At 74.1% G+C, this 24,059-nt stretch carries 17 protein-coding genes, 1 tRNA gene and 1 other RNA gene; 9 read left to right on the forward strand and 10 right to left on the reverse strand.

Annotated features, from left to right (window positions below):
* Window positions 1–116 precede the first annotated feature (116 nt).
* The 4 genes from ACMT9T_RS05755 to ffs form a co-directional block, all read right to left on the reverse strand.
* Entirely contained in the window at window positions 117–4,670 is a 4,554-nt protein-coding gene (locus tag ACMT9T_RS05755) for a choice-of-anchor G family protein (RefSeq protein ID WP_414744644.1), read from the reverse strand.
* Between the two features lie 290 nt (window positions 4,671–4,960).
* Window positions 4,961–6,151, reverse strand: a complete 1,191-nt coding sequence (locus ACMT9T_RS05760; protein ID WP_414744645.1) for an acetate/propionate family kinase — start codon at window positions 6,149–6,151, stop codon at window positions 4,961–4,963.
* Between the two features lie 71 nt (window positions 6,152–6,222).
* Window positions 6,223–8,340: a phosphate acetyltransferase gene (gene pta, locus ACMT9T_RS05765; protein WP_414744646.1), complete on the reverse strand. Its 2,118-nt coding sequence runs from the start codon at window positions 8,338–8,340 to the stop codon at window positions 6,223–6,225.
* Window positions 8,341–8,418: 78 nt separating this feature from the next.
* An RNA gene (gene ffs / locus ACMT9T_RS05770) (signal recognition particle sRNA small type) lies at window positions 8,419–8,515 on the reverse strand.
* Window positions 8,516–8,600: 85 nt separating this feature from the next.
* Here ffs and ACMT9T_RS05775 point away from each other — a divergent pair.
* The 3 genes from ACMT9T_RS05775 (at window position 8,601) to ACMT9T_RS05785 (ending at window position 12,566) form a co-directional block, all read left to right on the forward strand.
* A complete protein-coding gene (locus tag ACMT9T_RS05775) occupies window positions 8,601–9,254 on the forward strand; it encodes an SDR family oxidoreductase (RefSeq protein WP_414744647.1) in 654 nt (217 codons plus the stop codon).
* A gap of 395 nt (window positions 9,255–9,649) precedes the next feature.
* On the forward strand, window positions 9,650–12,433 hold the full coding sequence (locus ACMT9T_RS05780) for a helix-turn-helix transcriptional regulator (protein WP_414744648.1): 2,784 nt from the start codon (window positions 9,650–9,652) through the stop codon (window positions 12,431–12,433).
* A gap of 45 nt (window positions 12,434–12,478) precedes the next feature.
* Window positions 12,479–12,566: transfer RNA gene (locus ACMT9T_RS05785), tRNA-Ser, on the forward strand.
* A gap of 82 nt (window positions 12,567–12,648) precedes the next feature.
* Here ACMT9T_RS05785 and ACMT9T_RS05790 read toward each other — a convergent pair.
* Complete coding sequence (locus tag ACMT9T_RS05790) at window positions 12,649–12,858, reverse strand: hypothetical protein (protein WP_414744649.1); 210 nt, start codon at window positions 12,856–12,858, stop codon at window positions 12,649–12,651.
* A gap of 454 nt (window positions 12,859–13,312) precedes the next feature.
* Between ACMT9T_RS05790 and ACMT9T_RS05795 the strand changes: the two genes are divergently transcribed.
* A complete protein-coding gene (locus ACMT9T_RS05795) occupies window positions 13,313–13,963 on the forward strand; it encodes a hypothetical protein (protein ID WP_414744650.1) in 651 nt (216 codons plus the stop codon).
* Window positions 13,960–14,844 carry an aminoglycoside phosphotransferase family protein gene (locus ACMT9T_RS05800; RefSeq protein WP_414744651.1) on the forward strand — a complete coding sequence of 295 codons (885 nt, stop codon included), beginning with the start codon at window positions 13,960–13,962 and terminating at the stop codon, window positions 14,842–14,844. The genes ACMT9T_RS05795 and ACMT9T_RS05800 overlap by 4 nt, the downstream gene beginning before the upstream one ends.
* On the opposite strand, the gene ACMT9T_RS05805 is transcribed toward ACMT9T_RS05800, so the two are convergent.
* The 3 genes from ACMT9T_RS05805 to ACMT9T_RS05815 form a co-directional block, all read right to left on the reverse strand.
* Complete coding sequence (locus ACMT9T_RS05805; RefSeq protein ID WP_414744652.1) at window positions 14,841–15,920, reverse strand: acyltransferase family protein; 1,080 nt, start codon at window positions 15,918–15,920, stop codon at window positions 14,841–14,843. The genes ACMT9T_RS05800 and ACMT9T_RS05805 overlap by 4 nt on opposite strands.
* 40 nt (window positions 15,921–15,960) lie before the next feature.
* Window positions 15,961–17,196 carry a multidrug effflux MFS transporter gene (locus tag ACMT9T_RS05810; RefSeq protein ID WP_414744653.1) on the reverse strand — a complete coding sequence of 412 codons (1,236 nt, stop codon included), beginning with the start codon at window positions 17,194–17,196 and terminating at the stop codon, window positions 15,961–15,963.
* Between the two features lie 131 nt (window positions 17,197–17,327).
* Window positions 17,328–18,428, reverse strand: coding sequence for an aminotransferase class V-fold PLP-dependent enzyme (locus ACMT9T_RS05815; protein ID WP_414744654.1), 1,101 nt, complete (start codon window positions 18,426–18,428; stop codon window positions 17,328–17,330).
* An 81-nt stretch (window positions 18,429–18,509) separates the two neighbouring features.
* On the opposite strand from ACMT9T_RS05815, the gene ACMT9T_RS05820 reads away from it, so the two are divergent.
* From ACMT9T_RS05820 to ACMT9T_RS05830, 3 genes are all read left to right on the forward strand, one after another.
* A complete protein-coding gene (locus ACMT9T_RS05820; protein ID WP_414744655.1) occupies window positions 18,510–19,466 on the forward strand; it encodes a LysR substrate-binding domain-containing protein in 957 nt (318 codons plus the stop codon).
* Window positions 19,467–19,594: 128 nt separating this feature from the next.
* Window positions 19,595–19,930 (forward strand): hypothetical protein, encoded by a 336-nt coding sequence (locus ACMT9T_RS05825; protein ID WP_414744656.1) that lies wholly within the window; start codon window positions 19,595–19,597, stop codon window positions 19,928–19,930.
* A 124-nt stretch (window positions 19,931–20,054) separates the two neighbouring features.
* Entirely contained in the window at window positions 20,055–20,492 is a 438-nt protein-coding gene (locus ACMT9T_RS05830; protein ID WP_414744657.1) for a MarR family winged helix-turn-helix transcriptional regulator, read from the forward strand.
* Between the two features lie 42 nt (window positions 20,493–20,534).
* Here the strand turns inward: ACMT9T_RS05830 and ACMT9T_RS05835 are convergent, their stop codons facing one another.
* Window positions 20,535–21,101, reverse strand: a complete 567-nt coding sequence (locus tag ACMT9T_RS05835; protein WP_414744658.1) for a GNAT family N-acetyltransferase — start codon at window positions 21,099–21,101, stop codon at window positions 20,535–20,537.
* The gene (locus tag ACMT9T_RS05840; RefSeq protein WP_414744659.1) at window positions 21,098–22,603 is read right to left on the reverse strand and encodes a GH1 family beta-glucosidase; all 1,506 of its coding nucleotides are present in this window, start codon (window positions 22,601–22,603) and stop codon (window positions 21,098–21,100) included. Before ACMT9T_RS05840 ends, ACMT9T_RS05835 begins: the two co-directional genes overlap by 4 nt.
* Window positions 22,604–22,812: 209 nt before the next feature.
* Between ACMT9T_RS05840 and xylA the strand changes: the two genes are divergently transcribed.
* Entirely contained in the window at window positions 22,813–24,006 is a 1,194-nt protein-coding gene (xylA, locus tag ACMT9T_RS05845) for a xylose isomerase (RefSeq protein WP_414744660.1), read from the forward strand.
* Window positions 24,007–24,059: the final 53 nt, after the last annotated feature.

Below are 24,059 nucleotides of genomic sequence, written 5' to 3' on the forward strand. Positions count from 1 at the left end.
ACTGGGTCGTGCGGGTCGTGCGTCGTGCGTCGTGCGGGTCGGGCCGGGGAACGGATCCGGCGGGCGGCCCGGCTCTCGCCGGACCGCCCGCCCTCCCCGCTCTCAGCCCGGGTGGATCACGCCCGTCGGCTGCGGCCGCGGTGCAGGGCACCGGCGCCGGTCAGCATCATCAGGAGCGCGATGCCGCCGAGCAGGAGCATCCCGTCGCCGTCGCCGCCCGTGACCGGGAGGAAGCCGCCGCCGTAGCCGCCGCCTCCGATCGGCGTGCCGGGCTGGCCTGCGGGGACGGTGGATCCCAGCACCCGGAACCGCGTGATCATCTCGTCGGCCATGCCGGACTGGACGCCGATCACGTCGACCCGGTGGTCCCCGAGCTCGAAGTCGGGGCCGACCTCGAACATGAACGTCGCGCGGCCCTGGGCGTCCGCGACCATCGGCGCGAGCAGCTTCGGCGTGGAGAACACCGTCGCGTTGAGCGTCTCACCGGGGATGAATCCGACGGCGTCGACCATCTGCATCGTGCCGCTGCCGCGGACGAGCTCCGTGAATCGCACGACCGCCCGGGTGGGGGCGTCCGTGCCGTCGGTGGATCCGTCGGTCGCGTCGGCGGCGTCGGTCGCGTCGGCGGCGTCGGTCGCGTCGGTGCCGGCGGCATCCGCCGCGTCAGTTCCTGCAGCATCCGTCGCGTCCGCACCATCAGCGTCCGCCGCGTCAGTTCCTGCAGCATCCGTCGCGTCCGCGCCAGCAGCATCCGTCGCGTCGGTACCAGCAGCATCCGTCGCGTCGGTACCGGCAGCGTCCGTCGCGTCCGCGCCAGCAGCATCCGTCGCGTCCGCGCCAGCAGCATCCGTCGCGTCGGTACCAGCAGCATCGGTCGCGTCAGCACCAGCAGCATCCGTCGCATCCGTATCAGCGGCATCAGTCGCGTCCGTACCGGCAGCGTCCGTCGCGTCAGCACCAGCAGCATCAGTTGCGTCGGCGTCAGCCGCGTCAGCGCCAGCAGCGTCCGTCGCATCGGTGCCAGCGGCATCCGTCGCGTCGGCGCCAGCGGCATCGGTCGCGTCCGTGTCGGCAGCATCCGTCGCGTCGACACCAGCGGCATCGGTCGCGTCCGTGTCGGCAGCATCCGTCGCGTCGACACCAGCGGCATCCGTCGCGTCGACACCATCGGCGTCCGTCACGTCCGAGCCAGCAGCATCCGTCGCATCAGCGCCAGCGGCGTCCGTCACGTCCGAGCCAGCAGCATCCGTTCCGTCAGTACCGGCAGCATCCGTCCCGTCCGCGTCGGCGGCGTCCGCACCAGCAGCATCGACAGCACCGTCGGCGTCGACCGCGTCGGCGTCCGTGCCGCCGTCCGCGTCCACGCCGCCGTCGACATCAGCGCCGTCGCCGTCCACGTCCACCGCGGCGACGGCGTCCGAGTCGGTGCCCTCCTCGCCGTCGACGCCGACGTCGAAGACCACCGTGTCCTCGCCAGCGGGGGCGTCCCCGATGGTCTGGGTGGCGGTCGCCGAGTAGGAGCCCTGCTCGAGGCCGAGGAAGGTCACCGAGTAGTTCCCGGCGTCATCCACCTCCGTGGTGATCGGGTCGATCCCCTCGATGGTGACCGTGACCGTCCCCAGCGGGTCGGCCGTGCCGGAGATCGGCACGTCCCGTGTGTTCGCCCCGCCGGTGAGCGGGAAGACCTGGAAGTCGAACGGCGAGTCGATGACCACCGGCACGCCGATCGTGAAGGTCACGGTGTCGGTGCCGACGTCCACGCCGTCGATCGTCTGCGTGACGATGCCCGTGTAGGTGCCCGAGGGCAGGGCGGGCGTTGCGAGCGTGAAGTCGCCGTCGTCGTCCACGGCGACGGGGTCCGTCGTCGTGCCGCCGACCATGAGCGTCACGGTGGCGTCGGAGTCGGCCGTGCCCGTGACCGGCACGACGGTCGTCGTGTCGCCCTCGGGGAGCGGGATGAAGTCGCCGTCGTCGGGCGTCTCGATGACGACCTGGTCGACGCCGACGATGGAGACGGTGAAGTCCGCCGTGTCGCTGCCGGCCGCGGCCTCGCCGACGGTCTGCGTGACGGTCACGGTGTACTCCGCGGCCGTGAGACCGGGGAAGGTCGCCTCGAAGCGGCCGTCGGGACCGACGACCTGCGTGATCGGCTCCTGTCCGTCCACGGCGATGACGACGGTGCCGCGCGGGTCGGCGCTGCCGGTGACGGTCACGTCGACCTCGGTGCCTCCGGCGGGGACCGTGAAGTCCTGGCCGTCGGTCGGGGCGTCGATGACCACGGCCACCGCGGGGGCGACGACCGAGAAGTCCACCGTCGCGGTCCCGGAGGGGACGCCGCCGATGGTCTGGGTCGCGGTCGCGGTGTAGTCGCCGACCGGGAGGTCGGGGAACAGCACGTCGTAGATCCCGTCGTCGCCCACGGGCTCGGACTGCGGGTCCTGGCCGGGGATCGTGACGGTGATGACGGCCCGCGGGTCGGCGGCGCCTGTCACGGGGACGTCGGCCGTCGGCACGGTGCCGGCGCTGAGGATCTCGTCGCCGTCCTCCGGCGCGGTGATGGTCACCGCGGCGGCGGGGGCGCCGACCGTGAAGGTCACCGTCTCCGTGCCGCGGACCACGCCGTCGATCGTCTGGGTGGCGGTCGCGGTGTAGGTGCCGACGGGGAGGTCGGCGAACGACACGTCGTAGAGGCCGTCCGGGCCGACCGGCTCGGACTGCGGCTCCTGGCCGGGGATCTCGACGGTCACCGAGGCGCGGACGTCCGCCGTGCCCTCCACGGGCACGTCGACCGTCGGATCCGCCGCGGTGGTCAGGAAGACCTGGCCTTCGGTCGGCGTCGTGATCGTGAGCGCGGTGGCGGCCGCGGCGATGGTGAAGGTCACCGTCGCGGAGCCCGCGGCCTGTCCGTCGATCGTCTGGGTGACGGTCGCCGTGTAGGTGCCGGCCGGGAGGGCGGCCGGGGTGAGGGTGTACTCGCCGTCGGTGCCCACCGCGACCGGTCCGACCGTCTCGCCGCCGACGGTCAGCGTGACCTCGGCGTCGGGGTCGGCGGTGCCGGTGACGGGGACGACCGCGGTCGTCTCCTCGGCGGGCAGCTCGAACACCTGGTCCGGCGTCGGCGACGTGATCGTCACGTCGTCGGCGATGGGCGCAGGCACGGCGCGCACGGTGGAGCGTGCCAGGTCGATGGTCGGCCCGTCCCCGAGGAGCGTGATGCGCAGCGCGGTCACGGAGAAGGATCCGGCGTCCACTCCGTCTCCGTCGACGAAGGAGTCCGGCGTCTGCTCGTTGACCGTGAGGCTCACCACCTGGTCGACGACCGGGAAGGCCGGGGCGAGCGCAGTGATGACGCCCGTGCTGACGCCGGTGAGGGCGGTGCCGACGGCCGGCAGCAGGTCCGTGTCGGCGTTCTCGCCGAGGAGCCCGGTGACGAGGTCGTCGAACAGCGGTGCGAGCACCGTGAGGTCCACCGTCGCGTTGAGCGGCGGGAGCAGCGCGGTGCGGGCGAGGCTGATGGTGGGCGCCGTGCCGGTCGTGCCGCCGAGGAGGCGGTCGAGGGACAGGTTCACGTCGACGCCGAGCGTTCCGGCATTGAGGTTCAGGAGGCCCGTCGTGAGCGGCGCCGTGATCGCGACGTCCACCGTGGTGGAGGCGCGGAGCGCGGTCACCAGGCGGTTCGGCAGCACGTCCGTGAAGATGTCCGTGATCGCCGAGTCGACGACGCTCGAGAGGAGCTCCGACGTGAGGACCGACGTGCCGGGAGCCCGGTCGTTGAGCACCTGGATGCGGTCGAGGTCCACGGTGATGGTGCCGGTGGACACGTCGATGGAGACGGTGCCGTCCTCGTTCGTGAGGGGCTCGGCGAGCGCGGCCTGCACCACGGCGGCCGTGTTCACGTTCGCCGTGGCGGTGACCGTGGGGGTCCCGACCTGGAGCGCCGCGGTCAGCACGTTCTCCCCGAGGATGTCCTCGAGGAGCGGGCCCGTCGCGGCCGAGACGTCCACCGAGCCGGCGATGCCGGGGGCGATCCCGTTCACCGCCGTGGTGAGCCGCGAGCTGATCTCCGCGACGAGCGGGCTCGTGAGCACTGCGTCAGCCGACGCGATGTCGTAGTCCGAGGTCGGCGCGCCGGTGCCCGTCGACGTAGTGGTGGAGGAGATGGCGCCGAAGCGCAGCGAGAGGTCGGAGAGGACGTCGTCCGCGCCGATGGAGGCGATGGTCGAGCCGAGGTCGACGACCGTCTGCTGGCCGCCGCCCTGTCCGACCTCGATGGCTCCGTCCTCCGCCACGGCTCCGGCGGCGCCCGTGGCACCCTCGGGTCCCGCGGACGCGTACTGCTCCAGCACGCCCGCGGTCGCAGCCTGGTCGAGGTCGAGCAGCGAGCCGAGCGTGACGCCCGCGGCGAGCTGCGCGTTCGCGAGCCCGTTCAGGACGTCCACGTCCAGCGGCGCGTCCTCCACCTGCTCGTCGGTGTCGCCGGGCCCGTAGGACGCGTACGCGCCGTCGAGGGCGATCACCTGCGGGACGTTCGTCAGGGTCAGGAAGCGGCCCTCGGCCTCCGCCGTGTCCCCCGGTGCGGCGTTCGCGGGCGCGGTGCCCCCGAACGCGACGATCGCCGCGGCGAGCCCGAAGGCCGTCGCGGTCGCCAGGCTGCCTCTGCGCCTGGGCATGTGTAGAGCCATGTGCGTTCCCCTCGATTGCATGGCCGGCCGCGATCGTGGGCGCGGCCGTGCGTCCCGCGGGGCGGCCCCCACCACACCCACGGTCGTCTGAGGCTCGCATCCGCCCCGGGGACCGACAACACTGCGGGGCACTGGTCTGCGCACGGGCGGACCACGTGGTCGCACCAGTAGTCGCCCCAGTGGCGCTACTGGGACGCGCGGGGTCACGGGACGCGGACGGGGCCCGGGATCCGATCGGATCCCGGGCCCCGGTGGGCGCGCGCGGAGGGGAGGGCGGCTCAGCCCGCGGTGGCCTCGAGCGACTGCCGGGCGATCTCCAGCTCCTCGTCCGTGGGGATCACGAGCACCGCGACGGGCGAGCCGTCGGGGCTCACGAAGCGCGGCTCGGAGCTGATGAGCTCGTTGCGGTCGTCGTCGATCCCGATGCCCATGAACTCGAGCCCGGCGAGCGACCGGCGGCGCACGAGCGGGTTGTTCTCGCCCACGCCCGCGGTGAACACGACCGCGTCCACTCCCCCGAGCTGCGCCGCGTACGCGCCCACGTAGTGGCGGATCCGGTGCCGGTACACGCCGAGCGCCGTCTGCGCGGCCTCGTCGCCGTCGGCCGCGGCGCGCTGCACGTCGCGCATGTCGCCGAGCCCCGTGAGCCCGAGCAGGCCGCTCCTCCGGTTGAGCAGCGTCTCCAGGTCGTCGAGCCCGAGGTCGGTGTGGCGGGCGAGGTGGAACAGGATCGCGGGGTCGATGTCGCCGGAGCGCGTCCCCATCACGAGGCCCTCGAGCGGGGTGAGGCCCATTGACGTGTCGATGGAGCGCCCGCCCTGCACGGCCGCGGCGGAGGCGCCGTTGCCGAGGTGCAGCACGATGATCCGCGTCTCCTCGAGCGGCTTCCCGAGCAGCCGGGCGGCGGCCTCGGACACGTACTTGTGGCTCGTGCCGTGGAACCCGTAGCGGCGGATGCGGTGCGCGGCCGCCAGCTCGCGGTCGATCGCGTACGTGTACGCCTCGGCCGGCAGCGTCTGGTGGAACGCCGTGTCGAAGACGGCCACGTGCGGCACGTCGGGGAACGCGGTCTGCGCGGCCTCGATCCCCTGCAGCGCGCCCGGGTTGTGCAGCGGCGCGAGCGCGGAGAGGTCGTCGATGTCGGCCTTCACCCGGTCCGTGACCACCGTGGGCTCGACGAACACGTCCCCGCCGTGCACGACGCGGTGCCCGACCGCGACGGGCGGGGCCTCGTCCAGCGACGGGCCGTGCTCGGCGAACGCGTCGAGCATCGCCTGGAAGCCGGCGGTGTGGTCGGCGATGGGCAGCTCGCGCTCCGAGGAGTCGCCGCCGGCCCGGTGCCGGGTGGATGCGGTCGGCTCGCCGATGCGCTCCACGAGGCCGGAGGCGAGCACGGTCTCCGTGCCCATCTCGATGAGCTGGTACTTGAACGACGACGATCCGGAGTTGACGACGAGGACGACGGGCACGGGGTTCTCCTGGGGGTGCGGGCGGGACGGGATGTCGGACGGAGCGGACGGCTGACGGGACGCGCGGGCGCTCAGCCCGCCTGGATCCCCTCGGCCTGGATGGCGGTGATGGCGACGGTGTTGACGATGTCCTGCACGAGCGCGCCGCGCGACAGGTCGTTGATGGGCTTGCGCAGCCCCTGCAGCACGGGTCCGATGGCGACCGCGCCGGCCGAGCGCTGCACCGCCTTGTAGGTGTTGTTGCCCGTGTTGAGGTCCGGGAAGATGAAGACCGTCGCGCGGCCGGCGACCTGCGAGTCGGGCATCTTCGTGGCCGCGACCGCCGCGTCCGCCGCCGCGTCGTACTGGATGGGGCCCTCGACCGCGAGGTCGGGCCGCAGCTCCCGCACGCGCGCCGTGGCCTGGCGCACCTTCTCCACGTCGGCGCCCGCGCCCGACTCCCCCGTCGAGTACGACAGCATCGCGATGCGCGGCTCGATGCCGAACTGCGCCGCGGTCGCGGCCGACGAGATGGCGATGTCGGCGAGCTGGTCGGCCGTGGGATCCGGGTTCACGGCGCAGTCGCCGTAGACGAGCACGCGGTCGGCGAGCGCCATGAGGAAGACGGACGAGACGACGGAGACGCCCTCGGTGGTCTTGATGATCTCGAAGCCCGGCCGGATGGTGTGCGCCGTCGTGTGCGCGGCGCCCGAGACCATGCCGTCGGCGAGGCCGAGCTGCACCATCATCGTGCCGAAGTAGGAGACGTCGGTGACGGTCTCGCGCGCGATGTCGAGCACCATGCCCTTGTGCGCGCGGAGCTTCACGTACTCCTGGGCGAAGCGCTCGCGGAGCACGGCGTCGAAGGGGCTGAGCACGGTGGCGCGGCCGATGTCGATGCCGAGGCCGATGGCGCGCGAGCGCACCTCGATCTCCTCGCCGAGGATCGTGACGTCGGCGATGCCGCGGCTGAGGATCGTGCCGGCCGCCCGCAGCACGCGGTCGTCGGTGCCCTCGGGCAGCACGATCCGCTTGCCGGCCTTCCGGGCGCGCTCGATGAGGCCGTACTCGAACATGAGCGGCGTGACGACGTCGGACCGGCTGACGTCCAGCAGCTCGAGGAGCCGCGACGTGTCGACGTGCTGCTCGAACGCGGCGAGCGCCGTGTCCATCTTGCGGGCGGACGCGGGCGAGAGCCGGCCGCGCGTCTGCGTGATGCGCTTCGCCGTCTCGTAGGTGCCGAGCTCGGTGGAGATGATCGGCAGGGTCTGGTCGAGCCCGCAGACGAGCGTCTCGATGGTGGGCGACAGCGCGAACCCGCCGTTGAGGACGATGCCCGCGACCGTGGGGAAGGTCTCGGAGGCGTGCGCCGTGAGCACGCCGAGGAGGACCTCGCTGCGGTCGCCGGGGATCACGACGATGGCGCCCTCGGTGAGGCGCGCGAGCACGTTCTCCATCGACATGGCGGAGACGACCACGCCGAGCGCCTCGCGGCTGAGGAGCGCCGGGTCGCCCTTCACGAGCTCGCCGTCGACGGCCGCGAGCAGCTCGGCGACGGTCGGCGCGACGAGGAACGCGTCCTCGGGGATCGCCCACACGGGCACGTGCGGGGCCTGCGCCTGGAGCGACGCGGGCACGGCGGCGGGGATCGCGGCCGTGATGGCGTCGAGCTGGTCGGGATCCGCGCGGTTCACGACGACGCCGAGCAGGCCCGCGTGCGCCGTGACGAGCTCGGGGACGGCGAGGTCGGCGATCTGGCGCATCTCGTCGGGGCTGCGGCCGCCGGACTCGTCGGTGCGGCGGCCGGTGAGCACGAGCAGCACGGGCGCGCCGAGGTTCGCGGCGATGCGCGCGTTGAAGGACAGCTCGGTGGGGCTGCCGACGTCGGTGTAGTCGCTGCCGACGATGACGACCGCGTCGCACTTCGCCTCGACGGCCTTGTAGCGCTCGACGATGCGGGAGAGGGCGGCCTCGGGATCCGCGTGCACGTCGTCGTAGGTCACGCCCACGCACTCGTCGTAGTCGAGGTCGACGCCGTCGTGCGAGAGCAGCGCCTCGAGGACGTAGTCGCGCTCGACGATGGAGCGCGCGATGGGACGGAACACGCCCACCCGCTGGATCTGGTGGGTCAGGGTGTCGAGCACGCCCAGCGCGACCGTCGACTTGCCCGAGTGCCCTTCGGCGGACGTGATGTAGATGCTCCGAGCCATGCTCGCCAGCCTATGGGCGTCGCCTGCGCGGCGGCCGGGTCCGGGCTGCACGGACGCGGGCTCATGCACGGGTTAAAAGGAGAAGACCCCTCGCGCACCTGCCAGAGCCCGGCTGCCCTTGCTGCGTCTCCGCCCTGGGGGAGTTCACCTGGATGGCACCACGCGAGGAGCCGACACCGAGTGTACCCGACGCCGGGCCCCCGCTCGTCGGCGCCGGCCCGCCCAGGAGCCGGTCACGAACCGCGCGTACCGTGGAGACCATGCGCATAGTCATCGCCGGAGGACACGGCCAGATCGCCCGACTGCTCGAACGACGCCTCGCCGACGCGGGCCACCAGCCCGTCGGCATCGTCCGCAACCCGGACCACGCGTCCGACCTCGCCGACGCGGGCGCCGAGGCGCTCGTGCTCGACCTGGAGGAGAGCGACGTCGACCAGGTCGCCGAGGCGCTCCAGGGCGCCGATGCCGTGGTCTTCGCGGCCGGCGGCGGACCCGACTCCGGCCCCGAGCGCAAGCTCACCATCGACCGCGACGGCGCGATCCTCCTGGCCGACGCCGCCGAGCGCGCCGGCGTCACCCGCTACGTCATGATCTCCGCGATGGCGGTCGACGGCTTCGACCCCGACAGCGACGACACCTACGAGATCTACCAGCGCGCGAAGTCCGAGGCCGACGCCGACCTGCGGGCGCGCGACATCGACTGGACCATCGTCCGCCCCGGCGGCCTCACCGACGACGCCGGCACCGGCCGGATCCAGGTCGGCTCGTCGACCGGCCGCAGCACCATCCCCCGCGCCGACGTCGCCGAGATCGTGGCGACCGCGCTCATCGACGGCACGGGCGTCCGCGTCCAGTTCGAGGCGATCTCGGGCGAGGAGCCCGTCGCCGAGGCCATCGCGGGCCTCCGCTACTAGGCGCTCCCCCTCGGCGCCCGCGGCGCCGCCCTGGATGACGGTCCCCTCCTCCCCGGAGGGGGCCGTCATCCGCTTCCGGGCACTGGGGGCACCCGGGTCGTGCCGCGGCGACGATTCGGGCCGACGACACCCGAAGTCGTCGGTCGTCCGCTGTCGCCGCAGGGTGCGCCGGAGCGCACCTGTCCGGAGCATCCCCATGCCCGGACGTGATGGACACGCTAGGAGCATCGGATCGGGTCCCCCACAGTGCCGACTACTTATTTCCTCGCCCATCGGGATAAGTAACAGCCGGTGTCCCTGGTCCGAGCCCCGCATTCCGCGCAAGATGGATCCACAAGGACCGCGCAGCCTCGGGGGACGCCGCGCGGACCACCGCTTTCCGCGACGGGGGTCACATGAAGCAGATGACGCGCGACCACAGCAGGGCGAGCACGCGATCCGCGAGCGCGCCTCCGGGACGCGCGAGCCGCGCCCGCGACCTGGAGACCCTCGAGCGCTGGCTCACGGCGGGGACGAGCGCCGTCGTCACGGGCAGCGTCGGATCCGGCCGCAGCCACGTCGCGGGTCGCGTCGCCGACGCCCTCACCCGCGGCGGCCTCACCGTGATCCGGGCGCACGCGTCCACGCCCGACCTCGCGGACGTGCTCCGTCGCGTCATCGACCCCGTGCCCGGCCTCCGCTCGCCGCACCCGCTCCCCGCCGCGAAGCCCGTCGTCGTGGTCGACGACGCCCACCTCATGCCGGCCGAGCTGCGCACCGCCCTGGCCGACGCGCGCGCGGGCGACCGCTGCACGCTGCTCGTGACGGTGGACGACACCGCGGGCGACGCCCGCCAGCTGCGCGGACGCGACGCCGACGGCGGCCCCGCGTCCGCACGCACGGCGCAGGCGGCCCACGAGATCCTCGGCCTCTGGCGGAACGGCTATGCCGAGCGGCTCGACCTGGCGCCCCTCGACCCGGCCGAGGTCGACGCCATGATCGACTCCATCGCGGGATCCGTGGCGCTCGACCAGGCCACGCGCGTGCAGATCCAGCGGCGCAGCGGCGGCCGGCCGTTCCTCGTCCGCGAGCTGGCCTTCGAGGCGCTCGAGGCCGGCGGGACGGCCCGCACGGTGACGGGGTACGCGTTCCCGAGCCCGCACGCGCCGCGCGCCCGGATCCTCGACCTCGTCTCCTCGCGCGTGTCGATGCTCGGCGACGACGAGCGCAGCACGCTCATCCTCCTGGCGCGCCTCGACGGCGTCCCGTACCAGCGCGCCGCGCGCCTGTTCGGCGAGACGATCCTCCGGGTGCTCGGCGCCCGCGGGCTCGCGCGCGTGCAGGGGCAGGGTGACATGATCCTGCGCGCCGACCTCCTGGAGGCCGAGGCGGCGCTCGCCCGCACCGACCCGGACGCGGTCGACGGCCTCACCCGCCGCGTCGTCGGCTCGCTCCTGCAGGAGGCCGCGCACGGCGTGCCGCTCAGCCCCAAGGAGAGCCTGCTGATCGCCCGCACGCTCACCGACGACGGCCGGCGCGAGGCCGCGGAGCGCTTCGGCGCGGGCACGCTCGCGGCCGTGCACCTGGTGGCGGCGCGGCTGGCGAACGACGTCGGCATGACGCACGACGCGCTCGCCTTCGCGGAGATCGCCCGCGACGGCGGATCCGTCGCGTACGCCGCCTGCGAGCAGGCGCGCGCCCTGACCGTGCTCGGCAACCCCTCCCGCGCGACCGAGGTGCTCGAGTCGCTGGATCCCGCTGGCCTCACCCCGGCCGAGCGCGTGGAGACGCTGCACCGGCTCGTGCTCTCGACGCACGCGGCGATGCCCGGCACCGACCGCGTCCGCCGGCTGCTCGACGGGATCCTGCGCGGACCGGACGCCCACCCCGACGCGCGTGCGCAGGCGGCCGTCATCGGATCCGCCATGTCGCTCGGCCTGATGGAGTGGAAGGCCGCGCTGGTCGCCGCCCGCGACGCGGCCGCGCTCACCGCGTGCGCGCTCGTGCGGCTCCGGGCGCAGCGCTCGGTCGTCATCGCCCTCGGCCACCTCGGCCGCGGTGCCGAGCTCGGCGACGAGATCGACGCGGGGCTCGGGCTCGTCTCGCAGCACGCCGACCGCCGCGGCACCTACGACGACATCCTGCTCGAGGAGGCCCGCCTCGAGCTGCTCTCGGCGAGCGCCTTCAGCCGGCGCCTCTGCCGCCTCGACCTGCCGGACCTCGAGCGCGAGCTCGACGCCTGGGTCGAGTCGGCGATCGCGCAGGACGCGCAGTGGTTCATCCCCGTGCTCGGGGCCATCACGGGCGGCGTGGCCCTCGACCTCGGCCGGCTCGACCGCGCCGAGGCCGAGCTGACCCTCGCCGACGACCGCCTCATCGGACCCGACATCGGCACCTGGCGCCTGTGGATCGGGATGCAGCGCGCCCGCGTGCTCGCGCTCCGCGGCCGCGTCGACGAGGCCGAGCGCCTCGCCGCGACCATCGCGCACCGCGCCGACCCGCGCTACCCGTACCAGCGGATGCTCGCCGAGGGCGTGCGGGTCGAGATCCTCGTGGCCCGCGGCCGGCCCGACGAGGCGGCGACGCTCCTCCTCGACGTCGGCGACCTGAGCGGCGACGCCCACGCGCTGCGGGCGGGCATGCTGTTCCGGGCCTGGGCGCTCGGATCCACCGACCCCCGCCTCGTCGAGGGCGCACGCCGGGTGCGCGAGCACACCGACGTCCCGGCGCTGCACGGCATGGCCGAGGTGGTCGAGGGATCCCGCACGGGCGACGCCGCGCTCGTGGAGCAGGGCGTCCGCACGCTCGAGGAGGCGGGGCTGCACCACCAGGCGCGCACCGCGTGCGAGGACCTGCTCCGCCTGCTCGCGGGCGACGACCCCGCCGCCGCGCCGACGCAGGCGCGGGCGGCCCTCGCGCGCATCCAGGCCCGCATCGACCGCGGCGCGCCCGCGACCGCGACGACGCCCGTGGCACCCGTCCTCGACGTGAGCACGCTCACCCGGCGGGAGCTGGAGATCGGCGTGCTCGCGGCGCAGGGGCTGACCAACCGGGAGATCGCCGGGCGCCTGTTCCTGTCCGTGCGCACGGTCGAGTCGCACCTCTACCAGGCGCGCGCGAAGCTCGGCGCGCCCTCGCGTCGGGCCCTCGCCGGGCTCCTCGACAGCCCGGGTGCATCGAGCCTCGTCGCGGGCAGGTAGTATCGACGGGTGCCGCCGCGTTCCTGACGCCGTGGCACGAGTCCTGGAGGATTCGCCTAGTGGCCTATGGCGCACGCTTGGAAAGCGTGTTGGGTGAAAGCCCTCAGGGGTTCGAATCCCCTATCCTCCGCCAGACAGACGAGAGCCCCGACGGACCAGCGGTCCGCCGGGGCTCTCCTCGTACGGGAGCCTCCTCGAGGTCCTCGCTCGGCCAGCTACCGCTGGCCGTCCCCCCGCGCCCGACGCCTGCGTCGCGCGGACCAGGCCACCCACGACGCGGCCAGCACGACCTGCACGAAGAAGATCACCGGAGCGTCGCCGCTCGCGGCGGCGAGCGGGATGAGCAGGAGCGGCAGGAGCACCAGCACCGCCAGGCCCGTGCGGAAGACCCGTGCTCCGTGCTTCGACTCGTCCATGGCCATCATCCACACCACCCTCCGGTCAGTCGCGCTGTCCACCGTCATAGCCGGAAGGATCTCCAGCCCAGGGAGCCTGGACGAAGTCCACGAGACGGCCGGACGCATCGGTGATGATGACCTCTCCGCTGGGCTGGAGCGCGAGCCGCTCGCCCCGGCTGCCGATCGGGAGAGCGTGATCCTCGGGTGCCCCTGGGACATGGGCGAGAGCCCTCAGCAGCCGACGTCATCCGTCCTCGCAGGCTCCGTCGTCAGATCCTGCTCGCGACCCGCCCTATCCGCGGAGCGCTGTACCCCGACCAGCCCGCCGTGTCCCCCATTGCGCCCCTGCCCGCGGGGCCGACGCACACCTAGGCTGGGACGGTCGTCCCGTCCGCACCCGCGGGCGCCGCCCGTCCCCGGACGCGCGCGGCACGCGGACGACGCAGGGCGCGGACGGCGTCGGGCGACGACCGGAGGCGACGTGCACCACGACGACGACGCGCCGCTCGAGGGCCCGAGCACGCTGATCCGCCCCCGCACGGCCCTCCTCCGGCAGCTCGCCCTCGCCGCGCTCGCGCTCGTGGTGCCGCTCGGGGCCGCGCTCCTGGTGCTCGCCATCCCCACGGGGAACGCGGCGGCCGTGATCCTCGGCGTCGTCGTGGTCGTGCTCCTCGGCGCCCTGCTGGCCGCGCTCTACCTCAGCTCCTACGTGCGCATCTGGGACAGGACGGGTGACGTCGAGACCCGCTTCCTCGGGCGCCGCACGCGCTTCCGCCGCAGCTCCATCCACGACCTCCTGGTCGTGCACGTGTACCAGGGCCTCACGCTCGACACGCAGCCGCGCCTGTTCGTCCTCGACGCCGAGGGCCGCCTCCTCCTCCGCCTCAGCGGGCACGTGTACGACCTGTGGACCATGCGCGCCATGGCCGCCGACCTCGACCTGCCCCTCACCGAGCAGGCGAAGGTGCTGACGATGTCGGAGCTCCGCGGGACGCGGCGCGGGATCCTGCCCTGGTACGAGCGGTCGCGCACGTCGCTCGCCGCCGTGCTCGTGCTCCTCGGGGTCGGCGTGATCGCCGCGATCGTGGGCATCATGGCGCTCACGGACGTGCCGCTCGGCATCCGGCTGTGACGTCCGCCGACGCCGGGCTCGGCGGGTACCTCGCGCGGTGGGGCCTGGATCCGGACGGCCCGGCCCGGCGCACCCCCAGCAGCGTGCTCGCGCCCGTGCGCCGGGGCGGCGCGCGCCTGATGCTCAAGGTCCCGCTCGTGGAGGAGGAGCGCCGCGGCGGTCGCCTCATGCGCGCGTGGGACGGCCGCGGGGCGGCTCCCGTCCTCGCGTCCGACCCCGACGGCACGCTGCTCCTGGCCCGCGCGGACGACCCCGGGATCCTCGTCCGCCAGGCGTCCGCGGACGGGCCCGACGCCGACGCGCGCGACGACGCGGCCACGCGGATCCTCGCCCGGGCCGCCCGCCGGCTGCACGCGGTGCCGCTGGATCCCCGGGTCGTCGCCGAGGCCGTGCCCCTCGCGACGTGGTTCCGCGAGCTCGTCGACCCTGTGCGCCCGCTGCCCGCCGACCTCGACCGCGGCGCCGGCGTCGCCCGCGACCTCCTCGGCGGATCCGGTGCGCGCGTCGTGCTGCACGGCGACGTCCACCACGGCAACGTCCTGCGCTTCGACGGCGCGGACGACTGGCGCGCGATCGACCCGAAGGCCCTCGTGGGCGATCCCGGGTTCGACACCGCGAACGTCCTCGCGAACCCGAGCCCCGCGATCGCGCTGCGACCGGGGCGGCTCGCCCGACGCGCGCGGATCGTGGCGGAGGAGACGGGCGCTGACGTCGACGCCGTGCTCGCGTGGACGGAGGCGTGGTGCGCGCTGTCGGCCGCCTGGGACGTGGGCGACGCCGCGCAGGCCCCGCGGGTCGCCGCGCTGGCGCGCCTCGGCGAGGCGGCCCGCGCCGCCCGAAGCGGCCGCAGCGGCGGCAGCGGCAGCGGCAGCGCGAACTAGCGCGCCGCCTCGCCCTCGCGGGCCGCGACACCGCGCGGCGCGAGGTCCGCCGTCCGCCCCGCGACCGCCCCGAGCGCGCGCTCGAGCGGCCCGCGCCCGAGGATCCGCGTCCAGAGCAGGCAGAGCACGACCGTCACCGCGACGAACGCGAGGTACGCGCCGTCGTCCGCGATGAGGTCCCCCTCCGGCGCGAGGAGGTCGATCACGACGATGTGCACCGCGTAGACCGTGAGCGCGAGCTGCCCGACGGCCTCGAACGGCGCGAGCACGGCGGGCAGGAGCGCCGCGGCGCGCAGGCACAGGCCGATGACCGCGATCGCGAACCCGCCGGATCCCACGACCTCGAACGGCGACCCCTCGTGCGGCGTCGTCGACAGGATGTACTCCCACCCGGGCGGCGGCGCGGGCAGGGCCGCCTCGACGAGCGCCGAGCCGCCGTACGCGAGGACGGCGAGGCCCGCGCCCACCGTCACGAGCAGCAGCTGCACGCGGACCGAGCCGAGCGCGAGCCGCCCGATCCCGAGCCCCGCGACGGCGAAGACCACCCACGTGAGCGCCGGGTAGTGGCCGGTGACGAGGAGGATCACGAACGGATCCGGCCGCATGAGCGCGGCGTCGAAGTGGATGGTGAGCGCGGTCGTGGCCACGGGCAGCGCCACGGCGGCGACCGCGGCGAGCGCGAGCAGCCGCGACGCCCGCCACCGCAGCAGCGGCAGGAGGGCGACGAACAGCACGGCGTAGACCTCGAGGATCACGGCGACGTACGTCTGCAGCGCCGCGAGCAGCCCGCCGAGGAGGAACACGCACGCGGCGCGCACGAGGATCCGGAGCCGGGCCCGCGCGAGGTCGCTCCCGTCGGCCGGCCGCTCGCGCCCCGACATGAGCGCGATGGAGACGCCCGCGAGCGTCGCGAAGAGGATGGAGGAGCGGCCGTCGGCGATCGCGAGCCACGTGGACGGGTCGTCGATCTCGAGGGTCCGCGGCGCGGCCACGTGCGCGGCCATCATCCCGAGGACCGCGAGCCCGCGCGCGGCGTCGATCCCCCGCAGGCGGGCCGGGTCGCGGGCGGGGCTCATGGCCTCACCCTACCCAGCCGCCCCGGCGGTCCCGCGGGCCTCAGTTGGTGAGGGCGGGCACCGTCCGCGGCTGCACGATGAGCCACATCGCGAGGATCGAGACCACCGCGCACGCGCCCATGACCGACGCCATGGGCACGCCCGAGGTGATGCCGAGGACGCCCACGATGGGCGAGATCGCGCCCGCGAGGCCGAAGTTGACGGCGCCGAGCAGCGACGCCGCGGTGCCCGCCTCGTGCCCGTGGTTGACGAGGCCGAGCACCTGCACGCAGGGGAAGCCGAAGCCGCAGGCGAGGATGAAGAAGAACAGCGGGATCAGCGTGCCGAGGAGGCCCGCGTCCGTGAAGGTGCCGAGCAGCACCATGAGGGCGCTCGAGACGAACTGCACGACGACGACGCCCGCGAGGATCCACTGCGGCCCGACGTGCCGGGTGAGGCGCGCGGCCACCTGGTTGCCGATCACGATGCCGAGCGAGTTGACGCCGAACAGGATGCCGAACTGCTGCGCGTCGAACCCGTACACGTCCTGGAACAGGAACGAGGAGCTGGAGAGGTACGAGAAGAGCCCGGCGAACTGCATCCCGCCGATGATCGCGACGCCCACGAACACGCGGTCGCGCAGCACGTTGCGGTAGCGGCGCAGGAGCGCGCCCTTCTCCTCGACGACGACCTCCTCGCGGGGCAGGGTCTCGACGATGAGGAAGACCACGGCGACCACGACGGCGATCCCGTACGCGGCGAGCGCGTAGAAGACGCCGCGCCAGTCGACGATGCGGAGCAGCTGCGAGCCGATCACGGGCGCGAGGATCGGCGCGAGGCCCGTGACGAGCGCGAGGCGCGACAGCATCCGCACGAGGGGACGGCCGCCGAAGAGGTCGCGCACCATGGCCATGGCGACGACGGCGCCGGCCGCGGCGCCCGCGCCCTGGAGCACGCGGAAGACGAGCAGCATCGTGACGTCGGTGGACAGCGCCGCGCCGAGCGACGCGAGGATGTGGCCGCTCGATGCGACGATGAGCGGCAGGCGGCGCCCGACCCGGTCGCTCCAGGGCCCGACCACGAGCTGGCCGAGCGCGAAGCCGATGGTCGTGCCGGTGAGGGTGAGCTGGATCGCCGCGTCCGAGACGCCGAACTCGTCCTTGAGCACCGGGAAGGCCGGCAGGTAGAGGTCGATCGTGAAGGGACCGAGGCCGACGAGGGCGCCCAGCACGATGATGTAGACGATGCGCTCCCGGCGGGAGAGCGCGTCGCCGGGGTGGAGGACGGCAGACGACACGGGCGTTCCTTCGGGATTCGCGGGGGCGCGGGGCGCCGCGGACGGGGGCGGCCGGCGTGGACCGACTCGATGTCCAACTGGCGCGCCCTCGGCGTATTCCCAGCCCGAAGAATTTCGTGGGTGGGGATGCGTCAGCGCCGGAGCGCCGCCACGACGCGCTCGACGTCGTCCTCGTCGTTCCAGAGGTGGAACGCGATGCGCGCCCGGCCCGCGCGGCCCGAGGCGACGATCCCCGCGGCGCCCAGCCGCGCGAGGTCGGCGCCGTCCGCGTCCGGCCAGGTCACGATCGCCTGCCCGCGCGGCTCGATCCCGAGGCCCGCGCTCACGAGGTCGCCGAGCTCCGCGTTCCTGCGGTGCACGGCGTCGAGGTCGAGCCGGGCGAAGAGGGCGATGGCCGGGCCGGCCCCCACCCATGCGCCGAACGCGGGCGACACGTCGAAGGCGCGCGCGTCCTCGGCGAGCGCCATCGCGGGTCCGTAGCAGGACGCCCACACGTCGGCGCCCGCGTACCAGTTGGCCTGCACGGGCACGAGCGTGCGGCGGTAGCGGTCGGACAGCGTGAGGAACGCGGCGCCGCGGGGCGCGCACAGCCACTTGTAGGCGTGGCACGCGGTCGCGTCGAAGAGCGTCGCGTCGATGGGCATGGCGCCGGCGGCCTGCGTGGTGTCGCAGAGGGTGAAGGCGTCGTGGATCCGCGCGGCCTCGCGGATCGCCGCCACGTCGGCCACGCGGCCGTCCGCCGACTGCACGAGCGAGAACGCGACGAGGTGCGTGCGCGGCCCGATCTCCCCCGCGAGCTCCTCGAGCGGCACGTGGCGCACGACGACGCCGCGCGCCTCCGCCACGACGAAGGGGTAGGTGAGCGAGCTGAAGTCGCCCGCGACGCAGAGCACCTCGGCGCCCGCGGGCACGGCGGCGGCGAGCACGCTCACGAAGGAGGCGGTCTGCGAGCCGATGGCCACGGATCCCACGTCGACGCCCACGAGCGACGCGTACGACGCGCGCACTCCCTCGACGACGCCGCCGTAGCCGTGCGCGGTGGATCCGCCCGCGGACCACGTCGTGAGGTCGGCCCGGAGCCGCTCCACGGTCGCGCGCGTGGGCAGGCCCATCGTGCAGGCGGAGAGGTAGCCCGGGCCCGCCTCGAACAGGTCGCGCAGGTCCGCGGGGAGCGGGGCGGACGCGTCGTCCGCGGAGGCGGCGGGGGCGGAGGTCGGGGGCGGGGTCGGCATGCGTCCAGCGTGGCGAGCGAGGGAGGGTGGAGCAAGCCCGGTCTCGGCATGTGACGCATAAGCCCGCGTTATGCTCCGCGCATGACGGATGCACCGGCCACCGCCCGCGACCTCGACTCCGCGTCGCTCCAGGCCGTGCACGCGCTGGCCGTCCGCGGGTCGATCACCGCCGCTGCGGCCTCCCTCGGCGTCACGCAGCCCGCCCTCTCCCAGACGCTCCGCCGCCTCGAGGCCCGGATCGGCGTCCCCGTCACGGCCAGGGCCGGCCGCGGCGTCGTGCTCACGGAGGCCGGACGCGTGCTCGCGCGGCACGCGGAGACGGTGGTGCACGCGATCGACGCGGCCGCCGACGAGCTCGACGACCTGCGCGGCCTCCGCTCCGGCATCGTGCGCGTCGCCGCGTTCCCGTCCGCGTCGTCCACCGTCGTGCCGCGGCTCCTCGGCGGCCTCGCGTCCGCGCATCCGGGCCTCGGATTCGGCTACCTCGAGGCCGAGCCGCCCGAGGCCGTCGCGGCGGTCCGCGCGCGCGAGGCCGACGTCGCGGTGACCTTCGCCTACCCGGACGACCCCGACGATCCGGCCGCGCGCGCCCTCGAGGGCCTCGAGGCGCGGCCGCTGTGGCGCGAGACGCTCTGGGCGGTGCTGCCCGAGGCCCGGGCGCTACGCCACCGGGGCCCGCTCGCGCTCCGCGACCTCGCGGACGACCGGTGGATCGCGGGCTGCGTGCGCTGCCGCCGCCACCTCGTGAGCGCGTGCGCGCGTAGCGGCTTCGCCCCCGCGACGTCGTTCGAGACCGACAACGCGGCCGCGGCCGTCGGCATGGTGCACGCGGGCCTCGGGGTCGCGCTCCTCCCCTCGCTCGCGCTCGCGACCGCGCCCCTCCCCCGCGGCGTCGTCCGGCGGCGGATCTCGGGCGTCGGCGAGCGCGTGGTCCACGTCGTGACGGCGCCGGGCGGATCCCGGTCGGCCGCCGTGCACGCCGCCGTCACGGCGCTCGCCCGGCTGCGCGTGGGCGACTGGGAGCTCCGCCGCGCCTGACCGAGGGCACCGCCCGCGCATGCCCCGCGTACCCCGGCGCTGGCGCGATGTCGGTGGCGCTCCGTAATGTCTGAGTGGTCTGCCCCGGCGCCTGCCGGCGGCCCCCTGACGCGGAGGAACGAGTGCGCATGTCGGACCAGCACGGCGACGAGCTCCAGGACGAGGTCCAGGCCTCCGGCGGATCCACCGAGCGCCTGAACCGCCACCTGCAGCGCAGCCACTCCGAGCAGGCCAGGTACCTGTCCGCGTACTTCGGCTGGAGCCTGCACGGCGACCTCATCCGGTCCCAGGGCACGACCGTGGCCATGTTCGTCGAGGACCTGGCCGACACCATGCTCGCCCTCGGCTGGATGGACCGCTCCGGCATCCTCTGGGAGGCCGTGCCGGTGGACGCCGACAGCGCCGTCACGGCGGTGCGCCGCCACCAGATGGAGCAGGGCTGGATGCCTCCCGGCACCGAGTGATGACGACACCCTCCGCGCGCGCTGTGCGTGCGACCCCCGGTCGCGACGCTCCTCCATCTCGGGAGTAGCGTCCGAAGGGATCAGGCCGTCGGGGGACGAGTCCCGCGGACGGCCAGGAGGACACATGACGGACCACGACGGAGCGCTGCTCGACCGCGACATGGGCCTGCTGCTCGCAGCGGCGTCCCGAGCGGTGATCTCGCTCTATCGACCGTTGCTGAAGCCCTACCACCTCACGCATCCGCAGTACCTCGTGATGCTCGCCCTGCACGAGCAGGACCCGCGTCGCGCCGGCGACCTGAGCGACGCCGTGCAGCTGACGCCCGGCACGCTGTCGCCGCTGTTCAAGCGCCTCGAGCTCCTCGGCTACATCACCCGCCAGCGCGACCAGGCCGACGAACGGCGCCTCCTCATCGCGCTCACGGAGCGCGGGCGCGGGATCCTGCCCGACCTCCTCCGCGTGGCCGACACCGTGCACGACGAGATCGTCACCCGCAGCGGCACCGACACGAGCGCCCAGGCGCGCCTGCGCAGCATGACGGACCTGCTGCTCGACGCCTGACCGGGCGCCCGTCGGGGTCGCCCGGCCCGCCGCGAGCGCCGCTCAGCGCGCGCCGTCGACCACGCGCTGCCAGAGCGTGTGGTCGCTCCACGCGCCGTCGATGCGGAGGTAGGCCGGCGCCACGCCGATCGCGACGAAGCCGGCCCGCCGGAGCACCTCCTCGGATCCGCCGTTCCCCACGAGCGTCGACGCCTCCAGCCGGTGCAGCCCGGCGGCGCGCGCGATGCGGACCGCCTGCCGCGCGGCGGCCGTGGCGAGCCCGATCCCCTGCCGGTCCCGGTCGATCCAGTAGCCGAGGCTCGCGCTCTGCGCCGCCCCGCGCTTCACGGCGAACAGGTCGCAGCGGCCGATGACCCGGTCGCCCTCCACGACGAGGTACGGCAGCCCGGATCCGGCCGCCCGCTCGGCGACCCGGCCCGCGAGCTGCGCCCGCTGCCCCGCCGAGGTGAAGAACGCGTCGGTGCGCGCCGGCTCGAACGGGCGGAGGTGCTCCCGGTTCGCGCGGTACGCCTCGGCGAGCGCGGCCGCGTCGGTGATCCGCGCGGGCCGCATCCAGATGCCGTCGGCGAGCGCCGCGCGCTCGTCCGTCCCGGGCGGCGGGCCGCTCACGCCCCGGGTCGCACGTCGCGCTCGGGGCGCGCGTCGGCGGCGGGGATGGCGCGGTCGGCGATGAGCCGGGCGTACCAGAGCGCGCTGTCCTTGGGCGTGCGCTCCTGCGTGGCGTAGTCGACGTGCACGATCCCGAACCGCTTCGAGTACCCGAAGGCCCACTCGAAGTTGTCCATCAGCGACCACACCTGGTAGCCGCGGAGGTCGACGCCGCGCTCGATCGCGCGGTGGGCGGCGGCGAAGTGCCGGCTGAGGAAGTCGATCCGCTCGACGTCGTGCACGGCGCGCACGCCGTCCTCCCCCACGGTCACCTCGTCGTCGAACGCGGCGCCGTTCTCCGTCACCATCAGCGGCAGGCCGGGGAACTCCTCGTGCAGCGACACGAGCAGGTCCTCGAGGCCCTGCGGCTCGATGTTCCAGCCCATGGCCGTGTACGGGCCCGGCTGCTCCAGGAACTCGACGTCGTCGGTCCCGGGGAAGGGCGTCGCCGCGACGTCGCCGTGGATCGAGGTGCCGCCGCCCGCGGAGGACGCGTCCCGCATCCGCACCCGGCTGGTGTTGTAGTAGTTCACGCCCAGCAGGTCGAGCGGCTGGCGGATGAGCGCGGTGTCGCCCGGGAGCACGAACGACCAGTCGGTGATCGCCCGGGTGTCCTCGATCACGTCGGCCGGGTACTCGCCGTGCAGCAGCGGGCCGAGGAACACGCGGTTGCCGACGCCGTCGACGCGGCGCAGGGCCTCGGGTCCGGTCTCGCCCTCGGGACGGATCACGTGCAGGTTCAGCGTGATGGAGAAGCGCGCGTCGGCCGGCACGACCTCCTTCAGCGCGGCGACCGCGAGGCCGTGCGCGAGGTTGAGGTGGTGCACGGCGCGGAACGACGCCTCGGCGTCGGTGCGGCCCGGCGCATGCACGCCGGCCGCGTAGCCGAGGTACGCCGAGCACCACGGCTCGTTGAGCGTGGTCCACGTGCCGACGCGGTCACCGAGGGCCTCGCCCATGATCCGCGCGTAGTCCGCGAACGCGTACGCGGTCTCCCGGTTCGTCCAGCCGCCCTCGTCCTCCAGCGCCTGCGGCAGGTCCCAGTGGTAGAGCGTCGCGATCGGCGTGATCCCGCGGGCCACGAGGCCGTCGACGAGCCGCCCGTAGAACGCGAGCCCCGCCGGGTTCGCCGGCCCGCGCCCGGTCGGCTGGATCCGCGGCCACGCGATCGAGAACCGGTACGCCTCGAGGCCCAGCGCCTGCATGAGGTCGAGGTCGGACTCGAGCCGGTGGTAGTGGTCGTCGGCGACGTCGCCCGTGTCGCCGCCCAGGACCTTGCCGGGCGTGCGGCTGAAGGTGTCCCAGATGGAGGCGCCCCGGCCGCCCTCGTCGGCCGCGCCCTCGATCTGGTACGCGGCGGTGGCGGATCCGAACAGGAAGCCGGGCGGGAAGGCGAGCCCCGCGCCCCGGTCGTCCGTGGGATCCCCGGATGGGCCGGCTGCGGTGGGCGATGCGTCGGTCATGGCGTTCGGGGACCTCTCCGTCGGGGTGGGCGGCCGCCCGACCCGCGCTCGCGCGCCCGATCGGCCACGGCCTCCCGCCATCCTGCCCGGGCGGCGCCGCGAGCGTCCACCCGGGCCGCCGCGGCGGCCGTGTCGGCGTTGTGCCGCCGCCCCGCGCCGGTTAGGTTGTAGCTAGCAACAAATCATCGACGACGCTGACAGGAGACACCATGGCGCTCACCCCCACCCGCGAGGACAAGTTCTCGTTCGGACTCTGGACCATCGGATACACGGGGGCCGACCCCTTCGGCGGACCCACCCGCTCCGACCTCGACGTGGTCGAGGGAGTCGAGCGCATCTCCGAGCTCGGCGCCTACGGCCTCACGTTCCACGACGACGATCTCTTCGCCTTCGGATCCACCGACGCCGAGCGCCAGAAGCAGATCGACCGCCTCAAGGGCGCGCTCAGCGACACCGGCGTCGTCGTCCCGATGGTCACCACCAACCTCTTCTCCGCGCCCGTCTTCAAGGACGGCGGCTTCACCTCGAACGACCGCGCCGTCCGCCGGTTCGCGATCCGCAAGGTCCTCCGCAACATCGACCTCGCCGCCGAGCTCGGCGCGCAGACGTTCGTGATGTGGGGCGGCCGCGAGGGCGCCGAGTACGACTCCGCCAAGGACGTCCGCGGGGCGCTCGAGCGCTACCGCGAGGCCGTCAACCTCCTCGGCGACTACGTCACCGACAAGGGCTACGACATCCGCTTCGCGATCGAGCCCAAGCCCAACGAGCCCCGCGGCGACATCCTGCTGCCGACCCTCGGCCACGCGCTCGCCTTCATCGAGACCCTCGAGCGCCCCGAGCTCGTCGGCGTGAACCCCGAGGTCGGCCACGAGCAGATGGCGGGCCTCAACTTCACCGCCGGCATCATGCAGGCGCTGTACCAGGGCAAGCTCTTCCACATCGACCTCAACGGCCAGCGCGGCATCAAGTACGACCAGGACCTCGTCTTCGGCCACGGCGACCTGCAGAACGCGTTCTCGCTCGTCGACCTGCTGGAGAACGGCGGCGTGGGCGGCGGCCGCTCCTACGACGGCCCCCGTCACTTCGACTACAAGCCCAGCCGCACCGAGGACATCACGGGCGTGTGGGACTCCGCCGCCGCGAACATGCGCATGTACCTGCTCCTCAAGGAGCGCGCGCAGGCGTTCCGCGCCGACCCCGAGGTCCAGGAGGCGCTCGCCGCCGCCCAGGTCCAGGACATCTACACGCCGACGCTCAACGAGGGCGAGTCCTACGACGACATCCTCGCGGACCGCTCCTCCTACGAGGACTTCGCGGCCGACGAGTACTTCGACGGCAAGGGCTTCGGCTTCGTCCGCCTCAACCAGCTGGCGCTCGAGCACCTGATGGGCGCGCGCTCCTAGCGCTCCCCCGTACCACCGGAGGGCCCGGCATCCACGTGGATGCCGGGCCCTTC

The sequence above is a fragment of the Clavibacter vidaverae genome, assembly GCF_047529985.1.
Lineage (GTDB): Bacteria > Actinomycetota > Actinomycetes > Actinomycetales > Microbacteriaceae > Clavibacter > Clavibacter nebraskensis_A.

Bases quoted from the DNA above. Each gene is read 5' to 3' on its own strand.
- ACMT9T_RS05755 (WP_414744644.1), bottom strand. From the start codon at position 4,670: ATGCCCAGGCGCAGAGGCAGCCTGGCGACCGCGACGGCCTTCGGGCTC.
- pta (WP_414744646.1), bottom strand. From the start codon at position 8,340: ATGGCTCGGAGCATCTACATCACGTCCGCCGAAGGGCACTCGGGCAAG.
- ACMT9T_RS05775 (WP_414744647.1), top strand. From the start codon at position 8,601: ATGCGCATAGTCATCGCCGGAGGACACGGCCAGATCGCCCGACTGCTC.
- ACMT9T_RS05780 (WP_414744648.1), top strand. From the start codon at position 9,650: ATGAAGCAGATGACGCGCGACCACAGCAGGGCGAGCACGCGATCCGCG.
- ACMT9T_RS05790 (WP_414744649.1), bottom strand. From the start codon at position 12,858: ATGATGGCCATGGACGAGTCGAAGCACGGAGCACGGGTCTTCCGCACG.
- ACMT9T_RS05805 (WP_414744652.1), bottom strand. From the start codon at position 15,920: ATGAGCCCCGCCCGCGACCCGGCCCGCCTGCGGGGGATCGACGCCGCG.
- ACMT9T_RS05815 (WP_414744654.1), bottom strand. From the start codon at position 18,428: ATGCCGACCCCGCCCCCGACCTCCGCCCCCGCCGCCTCCGCGGACGAC.
- ACMT9T_RS05820 (WP_414744655.1), top strand. From the start codon at position 18,510: ATGACGGATGCACCGGCCACCGCCCGCGACCTCGACTCCGCGTCGCTC.
- ACMT9T_RS05825 (WP_414744656.1), top strand. From the start codon at position 19,595: ATGTCGGACCAGCACGGCGACGAGCTCCAGGACGAGGTCCAGGCCTCC.
- ACMT9T_RS05830 (WP_414744657.1), top strand. From the start codon at position 20,055: ATGACGGACCACGACGGAGCGCTGCTCGACCGCGACATGGGCCTGCTG.
- ACMT9T_RS05840 (WP_414744659.1), bottom strand. From the start codon at position 22,603: ATGACCGACGCATCGCCCACCGCAGCCGGCCCATCCGGGGATCCCACG.
- xylA (WP_414744660.1), top strand. From the start codon at position 22,813: ATGGCGCTCACCCCCACCCGCGAGGACAAGTTCTCGTTCGGACTCTGG.